General features: G+C 69.3%; 13 protein-coding genes. 11 read left to right on the top strand and 2 right to left on the bottom strand.

The genetic code is table 11. From position 1 onward, the window contains the following. Positions 1 to 9: 9 nt before the first annotated feature. A complete protein-coding gene (locus Q0833_RS03485) occupies positions 10 to 1422 on the bottom strand; it encodes an FAD-dependent oxidoreductase (RefSeq protein ID WP_298434952.1) in 1413 nt (470 codons plus the stop codon). Between the two features lie 47 nt (positions 1423 to 1469). Then, positions 1470 to 2207 (bottom strand): VTT domain-containing protein, encoded by a 738-nt coding sequence (locus tag Q0833_RS03480; RefSeq protein WP_298434949.1) that lies wholly within the window; start codon positions 2205 to 2207, stop codon positions 1470 to 1472. A 213-nt stretch (positions 2208 to 2420) separates the two neighbouring features. On the opposite strand from Q0833_RS03480, the gene Q0833_RS03475 reads away from it, so the two are divergent. From Q0833_RS03475 to yihA, 11 genes are all read left to right on the top strand, one after another. Beyond that, entirely contained in the window at positions 2421 to 3572 is a 1152-nt protein-coding gene (locus tag Q0833_RS03475; protein WP_298430303.1) for a glycosyltransferase 61 family protein, read from the top strand. 73 nt (positions 3573 to 3645) lie between these two features. After that, on the top strand, positions 3646 to 3780 hold the full coding sequence (gene rpmH, locus Q0833_RS03470; protein ID WP_012177012.1) for a 50S ribosomal protein L34: 135 nt from the start codon (positions 3646 to 3648) through the stop codon (positions 3778 to 3780). Between the two features lie 9 nt (positions 3781 to 3789). After that, positions 3790 to 4167, top strand: a complete 378-nt coding sequence (gene rnpA / locus Q0833_RS03465; RefSeq protein WP_298430299.1) for a ribonuclease P protein component — start codon at positions 3790 to 3792, stop codon at positions 4165 to 4167. 49 nt (positions 4168 to 4216) lie between these two features. Continuing rightward, a complete protein-coding gene (gene yidD / locus Q0833_RS03460; RefSeq protein WP_298430297.1) occupies positions 4217 to 4438 on the top strand; it encodes a membrane protein insertion efficiency factor YidD in 222 nt (73 codons plus the stop codon). A 321-nt stretch (positions 4439 to 4759) separates the two neighbouring features. Further along, on the top strand, positions 4760 to 4981 hold the full coding sequence (locus Q0833_RS03455) for a hypothetical protein (RefSeq protein ID WP_298430295.1): 222 nt from the start codon (positions 4760 to 4762) through the stop codon (positions 4979 to 4981). 78 nt (positions 4982 to 5059) lie between these two features. After that, complete coding sequence (ttcA, locus tag Q0833_RS03450) at positions 5060 to 5953, top strand: tRNA 2-thiocytidine(32) synthetase TtcA (protein ID WP_298430293.1); 894 nt, start codon at positions 5060 to 5062, stop codon at positions 5951 to 5953. A gap of 53 nt (positions 5954 to 6006) precedes the next feature. Then, positions 6007 to 7566: a bifunctional diguanylate cyclase/phosphodiesterase gene (locus Q0833_RS03445; RefSeq protein WP_298430291.1), complete on the top strand. Its 1560-nt coding sequence runs from the start codon at positions 6007 to 6009 to the stop codon at positions 7564 to 7566. A 536-nt stretch (positions 7567 to 8102) separates the two neighbouring features. Next, complete coding sequence (gene yidC / locus Q0833_RS03440) at positions 8103 to 10100, top strand: membrane protein insertase YidC (protein ID WP_298430289.1); 1998 nt, start codon at positions 8103 to 8105, stop codon at positions 10098 to 10100. Beyond that, positions 10097 to 10837, top strand: coding sequence for an MOSC N-terminal beta barrel domain-containing protein (locus Q0833_RS03435; protein ID WP_298430287.1), 741 nt, complete (start codon positions 10097 to 10099; stop codon positions 10835 to 10837). Before yidC ends, Q0833_RS03435 begins: the two co-directional genes overlap by 4 nt. Next, positions 10834 to 11478 carry a CatB-related O-acetyltransferase gene (locus Q0833_RS03430; RefSeq protein WP_298430285.1) on the top strand — a complete coding sequence of 215 codons (645 nt, stop codon included), beginning with the start codon at positions 10834 to 10836 and terminating at the stop codon, positions 11476 to 11478. Before Q0833_RS03435 ends, Q0833_RS03430 begins: the two co-directional genes overlap by 4 nt. Next, complete coding sequence (yihA, locus tag Q0833_RS03425) at positions 11475 to 12128, top strand: ribosome biogenesis GTP-binding protein YihA/YsxC (protein WP_298430283.1); 654 nt, start codon at positions 11475 to 11477, stop codon at positions 12126 to 12128. The genes Q0833_RS03430 and yihA overlap by 4 nt, the downstream gene beginning before the upstream one ends.

Here is a 12128-nt window from a genome sequence, read left to right as displayed (position 1 = left end):
GGCGATGGCTCAGGGCATGTATTTCTGGACGAAGCCCACGACCCGCTTGACCATGTCGCTCTCGAAGAGGCGGGGGACGTAGTACTGGCCGGCCGCGCGCTTGGAGATCTCGCCCAGCGTCGGATAGGGCGCGACCATCGCGGCGACGGCCCCGATCTTCAGCTTGTTGGCCAGCACCAGCGCCCAGAGCCCTATCAGCTCGCCCGCCTGTGCGCCCGCGATGGATGCACCCACGGGGCGTCCCTTGACGACCATCACCTTGATGAGGCCCTCGGTCTTGCCCTCGGCGATGGCGCGGTCGTTCTCGTGGTACGGGAAGCGCAGAACCTCCAGCTTGTCGCCGTGTTTCTCGCGGGCTTGCGCCTCGGTCAGGCCGACCTGCGCCAGTTCGGGGTCGGTATAGGTGGCCCAAGGGATGTGATCGGTGCGCGCCTTGGCGGGCAGACCGAAGAGGATCGGACGGATCACGGTCGCGCCGTGGTAGCCCGCGACATGGGTGAACTGGAACCCGCCCGCCACGTCGCCGATGGCATAGACGCGGCGGTTGGTCGTCCGCAGGTCCGCGCCGACCTGGATCGCGCGGTCATGGGCGATGCCCGCCTTTTCGAGGTCGAGCCGGTCGATATTGGCCTTCCGTCCCACCGCCATCAGGAGATGCGTGCCCGCGAAGTCGCCCGAAGACGTGTGGACCTTGATGGCCCCCGCCTTGCCGGACACCCGCTCGACCTGCGCGCCCTCGACGATCTCGATGCCTTCCTCGCGGAGGCGCTTCAGCACGACCTCCGCCATCTCGGGGTCGTCCTTGCCCATAGCCTTCTGACCTTCGAGCACCGTGACCTTCGAGCCCAGACGGACATGGGCCTGCGCCATCTCCATCCCGATGGGACCGCCGCCCACCACGATCAGGTGGGCGGGCTTCTCCATCAGGTCGAAGATCGTCTCGTTGGTCTCGAAGGGGACGTCCTTCAGCCCGTCGATGGGCGGCACGAGAGGCGAGGAGCCGGTGGCGATGACGACGCGGCGCGCCTTGATCCGGTAGGGCCCGGCCTCGACGGTGTCGGCATCGACGAAGCGGCCGTATTCGCGGATGACGCGAACGCCCATGCCCTCGAACCGCTCCTGGCTGTCGACGGGGGCGATGGTGGCGATGACGTCGTGAACGTGACGCTTGGCATCGGCATAATCGACCTTGGGCTTGACCGGCGTGACACCGAATTTTGCACCGTGGCGCATCGCGTGGGCCTGCTTGCCCGCGGCGATCAGCGCCTTCGACGGGACGCAACCGAAGTTGAGGCAGTCGCCGCCCATCTTGTGGCCTTCGAGAAGCGTCACGTCGGCGCCCATCTGGGTGGCGCCGGCCGCAAAGCTCAGCCCGCCGGAGCCCGCGCCGATCACCAGCACGTCTGTCTTGATCTCTTCCATGGCGGGCTCCTTCGCGCGCAGCAGTTCGTCGGGACGGGTCAGCGCATTCATTGCTTCGCCCCCCGGATTTTCTTGATGACGATGGGCAGGAGCGCCAGAACGGCCAGCCCGAGGATCGGCCCGAGGATCTGCGGCTCGAAGATGATTCCGAAATCAGGGGTTTCGCCGCGGGCGAACACCTCGCCCAGCCCGGCGCCGACCCAAGTGTAGACGAGGCCGCCCGGCAGGATGCCGAAGAAGGTGGTGGCCACGTATTTCAGGAGGCCCACGCCGACGAAGGCGGGGATCAGGTTCGCCACGAAGAACGGCACGGCGGGCACGAGGCGCATCACGAAGAGATAGGACGTCTCGTCCTCGCGGATGCCGTCCTTGATCTTCTTGACGGCCCCGCCCGACGCGTCCATCCGCGCGGCCAGCCGATCGCCGAGGCCGTATTTGGCGGCAAGGAAGATGATCGTCGCGCCGATGGTGGCCGCGCCCGCGTTGAAGAGGACGCCGGGAAAGAGCCCGAAGAGAAAGCCGCCCGTCAGCGTCGCGATCGCGGCACCCGGCAGGCTGAAGGCGACGATGACGATATAGGCCGCCAGGAAGGCCAGCACCGTCAGGAGGTAGTTGGCGTCGCGGAACGCCAGAAGCGCCTCGCGGTTCTCGGCCAGCGCCTCGAAGCTGAGATAGTCGCGCAGGAAAAACGCCCCCGCGAGCGCCACCGCGCCGATGGCGGCGAGCGGCAGAAAGCGGGTCCAGCCCGCCTTGTGGTTGGTGTCGGTCATCGTTTGATCGGCCATGATATCCATCCGTTTGTCCATGGGCGCCGGGTGCGGCACCTCGCTTGGGATCCGACATGAACGGATGAAGCGCGTCTGGATATCCCACCTCACGGGCACGTGTCGGCCCGTGTGGGGAAGCGCCCCTCGGAGCGCGAATGTTACAGGCCGTGCGGCGCGATCTGTAACAGTGCGGCCTTTCGCGACCGCCTCGCCCACCCTAGCATCGGCGCCGTGTCGGACCTCCTGATCCTCGACGAGGCGCGCCTGCGCCCGACGCAGCCCGGCGAGGGCCGGGGCATGCGGCAGGTGGCGGGCGTGTACGACCGCCAGGGCGCGCGCGTGGCGCTGGCCGATATGCGGGCCCGGATCGGGGTGCTGACCCTGCCCGGTGCGCCGCCCGGCGGCCACCTGCCCCGACGCACGGGCCGCTGGCTCTATGGCGGTATCGCCTACGGCCATTTCGGTCATGCGCTGATCTTCTCGCTCGCGCGGCTCTGGGCGCTCGACCGGACGAATGTGGACGGCATCCTGTTTCTCGCGCGCGACGACCGGGGCGAGACGCGACCCGGCGCGACGGCCCATGTCGAGAGGCTTCTGTCGTGGCTCGGCGTCGACTGTCCGGTCGTCACGGTCGGCGCCCCCGAAATGGTGGAGCGCCTGGTCGTCCCGGCGCAGGGCGTCTCGACGGCGGCGGATCTCTTCGCGGGCACGGCCGCATGGCGCGCCTTCATGGCCGCCCGGCTTGCGCGGATCGACGGGGCGCCGGAGGGCCCCGATCTCTATATCAGCCGGACGGGGATCGCGCCCGGCAAGGCGGGGCTTCTCTTCGAGGACCGGCTCGAAGGCTACATGGCCGCGCAGGGCTACGCCGTGTTCCACCCCCAGACCCGGTCGCTGTCCGATCAGGTCGCGGCCTACCGGGCGGCATGGCGGATCGTCGGGGTCGACGGCTCGGCCCTTCACCTGGCGGCGATGGCCGCCGGTCCCGGCACCCGCATGGCGATCCTCGCGCGGCGCGCGTTCTTCGCCGATGCCTTCGCGTTGCAGGCCCGCGCCTTCGGGGCCGAGGCCACCGCGATCGACGCCGTCCGTCGCGCCCACGCGCCCGCCGCCCGGATCGCCGAGGGCAGCGCGATGTTCCACATGCTGGCCGAGCTGGACTTCCCGGCCGCGGAAGGCGCGCTGCGGGCGGCGGGCTTTCTCGATGCGCCCGGCGGCTGGTCCGACCCGGTGCCACGACGCCTCGCCCGCCGTCTGGCGCGGGTGGGCCGGGCGCGCGGGGCGGCCTATGTCCCGGTGCCCGAACAGGTGCGTCTGCAGGACCCGGCCGACATGCCCGAAACCCCGCCCGAGAGCGTTGACACCCCTGACGGGCTGACCTAGACGGCGGCTTCCAGTTTCCCCGGTCAGGGTCGCCCGATGCGAATCCCCGGCCCAACCCGTCGGAGTGAAGGCCATGAAGCGCACCTTCCAGCCCTCGAATCTCGTTCGCAAGCGCCGCCACGGCTTCCGTGCCCGCATGGCCACCAAGGCCGGGCGCAAGATCCTGAACGCCCGCCGCGCCCGCGGTCGGAAGTCGCTGTCGGCCTGAGCGCCGTCCATGGTTGACGAATGCCGGACGCCGGAGGGGTCGCCCCCTCCGGCGTCTTTGCGTGCGCTGACGGTGCGGCCCCAGTTCCTCGCGCTCAACGCCGCGCGCCGGGTCCCCGCGCCCGCGTTCCTTCTGCAGGCGCGCGATCGCCGCGACGACGACCCGGCCGTAGGGGTTGGTTTCACCTGCTCCAAGAAGGTCGGCAACGCCGTCGCCCGCAACCGCGCCAAGCGCCGCCTGCGCGAGGTGGCGCGCCTGGTGCTGCCCGGTGCCGCGCGACCCGGCTGGGACTACGCCCTGATCGGCCGCCGGGACGCGACCGCCGCGCGTCCCTTCGACGCTTTGACCTCGGATCTGCGCGCGGCCTTGGCCAAGGCCCACCGGTGAACTTCGGGCCCGTCGATCCGCCCGCCCCCCACCCGGCGCGGTCCGCGTCATGAGCCCGCTCGCCCGCCTCCTCGCGCTGCCGGTCCATGCCTACCGCCTCGTGCTGTCGCCATGGCTCGGCCGCACCTGCCGGTTCGATCCGACCTGCTCGGCCTACGCGCTGCAGGCGCTTGAAAAGCACGGCGCGCTCAAGGGCGGATGGCTGGCCGCGCGGCGCATCGCACGCTGCCATCCCTGGGGCGGGTCAGGTATCGACGACGTCCCGGACTGACGGCACCAATCCACCCATTCGCGGTCGCCTGAAATTCGGGCTTTGGAATGCGCTCGGTTTCGACTATGCCGCCCGTGGATGCCACGCGAACGCAGGAGGGCTATCATGATCGTATATCGTTACGCCCGCTGCCCGCTCTCGTGGTCCGGACGCGTCGCCGCAGGCTTGCGCCAAGGCTGACGACGCTCCGCTGCCCCGTCGGGCGGCTGCATCCAACCCCTGACCGATCCCGCCTCGATGGCCGCTGCCGCGGTCCACGCGCCGCGCCCGGTCTCCACCATCTCCACCCAAGAGGCCCCGGTTTCGACCGGGGATAAGTCCATGACCGTATTGCGCCTGATCCCGCCCCCGCCGTCGCGCGACCTGATCGACGCCGCCATCGCCACGCATGGTGCGTCCCGCGTCCTGCGGGCCGCCCTGCGCGCGTTGCTGCATCGGCCCGCCCGCCCACCCGATGCGAGCCGCCTGCCCGCGCATCTGCGGCGGGATATCGGGTTGCCGCCCCTGCCGCCCGCGCCGTCGCGCCCCGACCTGCCGCTGTGACCCACGCGGATGCGGCGCCCATGGCGGCGCGCGCTCCGGGCCGCTAAGACGGCTCGGAGCGCATTTCCGGAGGCATCCATGCTCGACGAGGCCGACGACATCCATCCGCTGTTCCACGGCGCCCCCCGGACGACCGAGTTCCGCAAGCTGCGAAAGCGCATCGTCCGCGAAACGCGCGAGGCGATCGACCGCTACGGCATGGTCGACCGGACCGGCCCCCGCGCGCGTTGGCTGGTGTGCCTGTCAGGCGGCAAGGACAGCTACACGCTGCTCGCGGTCCTGACCGAGCTGCAATGGCGCGGGCTTCTTCCGGTCGACATCCTGGCCTGCAACCTCGATCAGGGTCAGCCGAATTTCCCCGCCACGGTGCTGCCCGCATTTCTCGAACGGATGGGCGTGCCCCACCGGATCGAGTATGCCGACACCTATTCGATCGTGACCGACAAGATCCCCGCCGGGCGCACCTTCTGCGCGCTCTGCTCTCGGCTCCGGCGCGGGAATCTCTACCGTGTCGCGCGAGAGGAAGGCTGTTCGGCCGTCGTGCTCGGACATCACCGCGACGACATCCTCGAGACGTTCTTCCTCAACCTGTTCCACGGCGGCAAAATCGCGACGATGCCCCCCAAGCTGGTCAATGACGAAGGCGACCTGCAGGTGCTACGCCCGCTGGCCCATGTCGCCGAGGCCGATTGCGAACGCTTCGCCGCCGCGCTCGGGTACCCGATCATCCCCTGCGACCTCTGCGGCAGTCAGGACGGCCTCCAGCGGCAGGCGATCAAGGCGATGCTCGACGGCTGGGAGGCGAAGGCGCCGGGGCGTCGGGCGAAGATGTTCTCGGCGCTGGGACAAGTGCGCCCGTCCCACATGCTGGACCCGGCGCTGTTCGATTTCGCGGGCCTCGCGGGGACCGTGCCGGATAGGGATATCCCGGCGGACCGCGACAATTCGACGGACATTCCACGGCTGCGTTAAGGTCGCGGTCACCCCGCGGCGTCTAGCTGGACCGACCCCAGCCGGAGACACCCATGTCGGACGCCCCCGCCGTCGCACCCGATCGCACGCATCTGCGTCACCGGATTCGCAAGCGGCTGGCGCGGATCGACTGGATCTGGCTCTTTCCGGCGGTCGCCGCCATCGCGTGGGGCTTCGGCCTTGACGCGCTCGTCCTCGCCTTTGCCGTGGTGCTGCCGACGCTGATCGCGCTCGACCGTCAGCGGATGCCGCGCCGGCCCGTCGGGCTCGACGACGGATACCCGATGGGCGCCATGGTCCCGCGCAGCGTACTCCAGCGCACCGTCGAAGACGTGTTGGCCGATTGCGAGCGGCGCGAACGCACGACGGCCGTCCTCCAGGTCCAGATCGACGATCTTCACATCACCGATGGGGAATGGGGCGCCGAAATCGCGCAGACGGTCATGGATCGCGTGATCCAGCGCGTCGCGACGGCGATGCGTGGCCAGGATATCGTCGTCCGGTCGGGTGATGACGGGCTGACCATCGTCCTGAACCCGACGCGGCGGGCGGACCTCGACGTGGTGATGAACATCGTGGACCGGATCCAGGCCGCAGTGGCCGAGCCGATCTCGATCGACGGACGCTCGATCCGGGTGCAGTGCTGCATCGGGATCTGCAGCGCGGCCAGTGCCCCTGCCCGCACCGGCGCGGCCCTTTTGGCGGCGGCGGATTGCGCGCTGCGCCTCGCGCGGCGCAGCGGCAGCGACGCGGTGCGAACTTTCACCCCCGACATCCAGGCCCGCGTCGAGACGGATCACCGTCTCGCCACCCAGATCGACGAGGCGTTGGATCGCGGCCAGATCAGGCCTTGGTTCCAGCCCCAGATCGACACCCGGACCGGGGCGCTCTCGGGGTTCGAGGCCTTGGCGCGTTGGGACCACCCCGAACTCGGGATGCTCTCGCCGGGCGACTTTCTCGCGGCCGTCGGAGCCGCGGGCCGATCCGCAGACATGGGCGACCAGATCCTGCGCGCCAGCCTCGAGGCCCTTCGCCTCTGGGACGACGCGGGCATCGCCGTGCCCTGCGTCGGCGTCAACATCTCGCTCGAGGAACTGGCGGACCCCCGTCTGGCCGAGCGCATCATCTGGCAGCTGGATCGCCACGATATCGCACCGACGCGCATCGCCATCGAGATCCTCGAGACGGTCACCTTGCGCGAAGGCGACGAGACCATCGTCCACAACATCGAGACGCTGCGCGCGACGGGCTTCCGCCTCGACCTCGATGATTTCGGCACCGGTGCGGCCTCGATCGCCCATATCGCGCGCTTCGGCGTCCACCGCATCAAGATCGACCGAAGCTTCGTGTCGGGCCTCGATGCCAGTGCGGACAAGCGCCGGATCGTCGCGGCCATCCTCGGGCTCGCGCACCAGCTCGACATCGAAACGCTGGCCGAAGGTGTCGAAACCACCGAGGAGCAGGCCGTCCTGGCCAGCCTCGGATGCCCGCATATCCAGGGCTACGTCGTGGCCCGCCCGATGCCGCTGTCGGATACGGTGACCTGGGCGCTCGCCCGACCGCTCGACGGCAACGGCGCCCTGCGCGGGATGGAGCCGCGGGGCACGGCCTGAGCATGTCCCCAGGGGCTGCGGAGATGTTCCCCCGATAACTGACCCACAATGTCCTGATCCCCCGAGATCCAGTGCGATGCAGGTCAGACTGGCACCTGGGTTCCGTCCGGGGCGCGCAACGAATGGCCGCCCGCCGACGGAGACGGCGCGGCCAACCGCCGCAAGGTCGCGGCGCGCCCAATGCCGATCACGGCAATCCGTGGCGCCCGAGCACTCGGCATATCTCCGCACGGGATCTTACGATGCAGGGGCGCAGGCCGAGGCAGCGGTATCGCCGCACGGTGCGGGCTTAGGCAGTCGCATCGGCATCAACATGGGATGCGTATGACCGCGCAGCCTTTCGCGGAGGCATCAGCGCAGGAACCGGCCCCCGATACCAACCGCCCCGCCCCGCGCGTCTGTCGCCGTCTCGCTATGCGCTGTTGCGGCCGGCCCGGTCCCGCCCGACCCCATGCCGGCGCCCTTTCGCCTTGACTGTCCCGCCCCGCCTCTGTTGAACGGCCCGCAATCCCGACATCGCGCGCGACAGGCCTCCCATGGATGACCAGAACAAGAACCTGATCCTCGCGACCGCGCTCTCGGCGCTGGTCCTCCTGGTCTGGTTCTTCCTCTTCCCGCCCGAGCAGCAGGCTCCGACCGTGGCGGAGGTCGACACCAATGACGGCATCGCGCAGCCGGTCGACGGCGCGCTGACGCCGCCGCCGGCCAGCGGCGATCCCCTGGCCGCCACGCCGGGCGCCGTCGCCGTCACCCCCGCCGAAAGCCGCGAGGCCGCGCTGGCAGCCACGGATCGGATCGTCGTCGACACGCCTCGACTGACCGGCTCGATCTCGCTGGCCGGTGGGCGGCTCGACGACCTCGCGCTCAAGGATTATCGCGAGACGCTGGACGACGATTCCCCGATCGTGACGCTCCTGACCCCTTCGGGCAGCGGCGACGCTTATTATGCGCTGCACGGCTGGGTGCCCGGCGGCGCGCTGACCTTCGACGACGTACCGACCGCGACGACGCAATGGAGCGCGCCCGCGGGGGCCGTGCTGACGCCCGAGACGCCCGTGACGCTGCTCTGGGACAATGGCGGCGGCCTCGTCTTCACAAAGACGATCGCAGTCGATGACGACTACATGTTCAGTGTCGCGCAGGCCGTCGAAAACACCACCGGCGCCCCGGTGCGGCTGGCGCCCTATGGCCTGATCGCGCGGCATGGCGAGCCCGAGACGGTCAACTTCTTCATCCTGCACGAAGGCGTCGTCGCCCGGTCCGATGGCGAGCTGGCCGAACTCGATTACGACGATGTCACCGATCTCGACCCCGTGGCCGCCGAGGGCGGGCGCATCCAGATCACCGAAGCCTCCGAGGATGGCTGGATCGGCTTCACCGACAAGTACTGGATGACGACCCTGATCCCGAGCGCGGGCGTGCCCTTCACCGAGGTCGTCAAATATGTCGACAGCGCCGATATCTACCAGACCGAGACGCGCCTGCCGCCGCGCACCGTCGAGCCGGGCCAGACCTCGGTTTCGGAAAGCCGTCTTTTTGCCGGGGCCAAGGAATGGGCCACGATCCGCGCCTACCAGAACGACCCCGAAACCGGCGTCGCGGGCTTCATCGACTCGATCGACTGGGGCTGGTTCTACTTCCTGACCAAGCCGATCTTCGCGGCGCTCCACTGGCTGAACGGCGTGATCGGCAACATGGGCGTCGCGATCATCGTCCTGACCCTCGGGATCAAGGCGATCCTGCTGCCGCTGGCCTACAAGTCCTACGTCTCGATGGCCCGCATGAAGGAGCTTCAGCCCGAGATGGAGAAGCTCAAGGAGAAGGCGGGCGACGACCGCCAGAAGCTCCAGCAGGGGATGATGGAGCTCTACAAGACGAACAAGGTGAACCCGGCCGCGGGCTGTCTGCCGATCCTGTTGCAGATCCCGATCTTCTTCAGCCTCTACAAGGTGATCTTCGTCACGCTGGAGCTGCGCCACGCGCCCTTCTTCGGTCCGTTCCAGGACCTCAGCGCGCCCGATCCGACCTCGATCATGAACCTCTTTGGCCTTCTGCCCTTCGCCGGCCCCGAGCCGGGCAGCATCATGGCGCTCGTGTTCATCGGCATCCTGCCGCTTCTGCTCGGCATCTCGATGTGGCTGCAGCAGAAGCTGAACCCCGCGCCGACCGATCCGACGCAGGCGATGATCTTCGCGTGGCTGCCCTGGGTCTTCATGTTCATGCTGGGCAGCTTCGCGTCGGGCCTCGTGGTCTACTGGATCGCGAACAACACGATCACCTTCATCCAGCAATATTCGATCATGCTGTCCCACGGCTCGAAGCCCGATCTCTTTGGGAACATCCGGTCGAGCTTCAAGAAGAAGCCCGCGGCCGAGCCGGGCGTGGGCCCGAAGGCCAAGCCCGTGAAGTCCGAAGCCGCCGAGGCGATCGCCGAGGGGGCTTCGAACGACCCCAAGGCGCCCGCCGCCACCAAGCCCGGCCCGACACCCCGCCGGAGCCGGCCGCGTAAGGATCGCAAGCCGGAGCCGAAGTGACCCCGACGCTCGCCTCCATATGGCGGCACCCGATCAAGGCGGTCGGACGCGAGGCGGTGGACGCGGCCACCCTGACCGCCGGCGCCACGCTGCCGGGCGACCGGGTCTGGGCCGTGGCCCACGAAGCCTCTCCGGCCGGGGACGACACCTGGACGCGCTGCGCCGCCTTCATCCGCGCCGGATCGTCGCCCGCCCTAATGGCGATCGAGGCGCGAACCGATGGCGCGACGGTCCATCTGACCCATCCCGACCGGCCCCCACTGACCGTCAATCCGGAGACCGATGGCGCGGCGCTGGTGGCATGGCTCGACCCGCTGGTGGCCGAGGGCCGCGCGCGCCCGGCCCGCGTCGTCCGCGCGCCCGCCGGACACGGCATGACCGATACGCCGCAGCCCACGATCTCGCTGGGCAACCTGACCAGTCACCGCATCGTCGCGCAACGGCTGGGACGGGACGTGTCGCTCCACCGCTGGCGCTGCAACCTCTGGGTAGACGGGCTCGCCCCGTGGGAGGAGTTCGACCTGATCGGGCGCGAGCTCCGCATCGGCACGGCGACGCTTCGGGCAACGGAACGGATCGAACGCTGCGAAGCGACCTCGGCCAGCCCCGAGACGGGGCGCCGCGACGCGGACCTCCTGTCGGTTCTGGACGCATTCGGGCACCGCGACTTCACCATCGCCCTCGAAGTTATCGAAGGCGGTCGGATTGCGGTCGGCGACACGGTGACCTTGCCGTGACCGGGCCGGACCCCGACACCCTCGCGCCCATGGCGCCCGCCTATGACGGCACGGTCTTCCTGCGGCCTTTGGCCGGGGGCCGCGGGAACGTCACCGTCGGACGCTACAGCTACTATGACGACCGCGACGGGACGCGCGACTTCTTCGACCGCAACGTGCTGCACCATTACGATTTCATCGGCGACCACCTGACCATCGGTCCGTTCTGCGCCTTCGCCCATGGCACGCGCATCGTCATGAATGGCGGCACCCACGCGATGGACGGGTTCAGCACCTTTCCCTTCAACATCTTCGGCCACGGCTGGGAGGTCGGCTTCGATCCCGCAAGCTGGGAGGCCGGGCAGAAGGGCGACACGGTGATCGGCGCCGATGTCTGGATCGGCGACCACACCACGATCATGCCCGGCGTCACCATCGGGCCAGGCGCCATCATCGCGGCCGGGTCCATGGTCACGCAGGACGTCGCGCCTTACGCGGTTGTCGCGGGCAATCCCGCGCGCGAGGTGCGCAGGCGCTTCGACGCGCCCACGGTCGATCGACTGCTGCGGGTTGCGTGGTGGGACTGGGACGTGGCACGGATCACCCGGAACCTCGACGCCATCCGCGGCGCCGACATCGCCGCACTCGAGGCCGCCACGTGACACGCCTGCCCTTTCCCGTCGCCGACGCGCCCGACCCCCATGCCGAGGAGACGGGCCGCAAGCTCTTCGCCACCGGCGGCGAATTCCTCAAGGGCGTCGTCGCGATGTCCGGCATGCCCCCCGCCGACCGGGTCGAGGTCTGCTTCGCGGGCCGCTCGAATGTCGGTAAATCCACCCTGATCAACGCGCTGACCGGGCGCCGGTCGCTCGCCCGCGCCTCGAACACGCCGGGCCGCACGCAGGAGATCAATTTCTTCACGCTCGCGGACAGCCATTACCTCGTCGACCTGCCCGGCTACGGCTTCGCGAAGGCCCCGAAGCCCGAAGTCGCCAAGTGGCAGGCGTTGCTGAAATCTTATCTCTCGGGCCGCCCCAGCCTGCGCCGCGCCTTCGTCCTGATCGACGCGCGCCATGGCGTGAAGGCCGTCGACGAGGAGATCATGTCCCTGCTCGACGCCTCCGCCGTGACCTTCCAGACGGTGCTGACCAAGGCCGACAAGGTGAAGGAAGATGCCCGCGCCCGCGCGCTCGACCAGACCCGCGAGGCACTCGCCAAGCATCCGGCGGCCTTTCCCGAACTGATCGTCACCTCGAGCGAGAAGGGTTGGGGCATCCCGACCCTGCGCAGCACGATCGCGCATATCGCGTGA

Origin of the sequence: uncultured Jannaschia sp., from assembly GCF_947503795.1 — a bacterium.
Classification (GTDB): Bacteria; Pseudomonadota; Alphaproteobacteria; order Rhodobacterales; family Rhodobacteraceae; genus Jannaschia.
The sequence above is the reverse complement of the archived record's forward strand: the minus strand, read 5'-3'. Positions and strand labels throughout refer to the sequence as shown.

What these genes read in the sequence shown, in the direction of transcription:
- Q0833_RS03485 (WP_298434952.1), bottom strand. Translation starts at nt 1,422, where the DNA reads ATGGAAGAGATCAAGACAGACGTGCTGGTGATCGGCGCGGGCTCCGGC.
- Q0833_RS03480 (WP_298434949.1), bottom strand. Translation starts at nt 2,207, where the DNA reads ATGGCCGATCAAACGATGACCGACACCAACCACAAGGCGGGCTGGACC.
- rpmH (WP_012177012.1), top strand. Translation starts at nt 3,646, where the DNA reads ATGAAGCGCACCTTCCAGCCCTCGAATCTCGTTCGCAAGCGCCGCCAC.
- rnpA (WP_298430299.1), top strand. Translation starts at nt 3,790, where the DNA reads ATGGTTGACGAATGCCGGACGCCGGAGGGGTCGCCCCCTCCGGCGTCT.
- yidD (WP_298430297.1), top strand. Translation starts at nt 4,217, where the DNA reads ATGAGCCCGCTCGCCCGCCTCCTCGCGCTGCCGGTCCATGCCTACCGC.
- Q0833_RS03455 (WP_298430295.1), top strand. Translation starts at nt 4,760, where the DNA reads ATGACCGTATTGCGCCTGATCCCGCCCCCGCCGTCGCGCGACCTGATC.
- ttcA (WP_298430293.1), top strand. Translation starts at nt 5,060, where the DNA reads ATGCTCGACGAGGCCGACGACATCCATCCGCTGTTCCACGGCGCCCCC.
- Q0833_RS03445 (WP_298430291.1), top strand. Translation starts at nt 6,007, where the DNA reads ATGTCGGACGCCCCCGCCGTCGCACCCGATCGCACGCATCTGCGTCAC.
- yidC (WP_298430289.1), top strand. Translation starts at nt 8,103, where the DNA reads ATGGATGACCAGAACAAGAACCTGATCCTCGCGACCGCGCTCTCGGCG.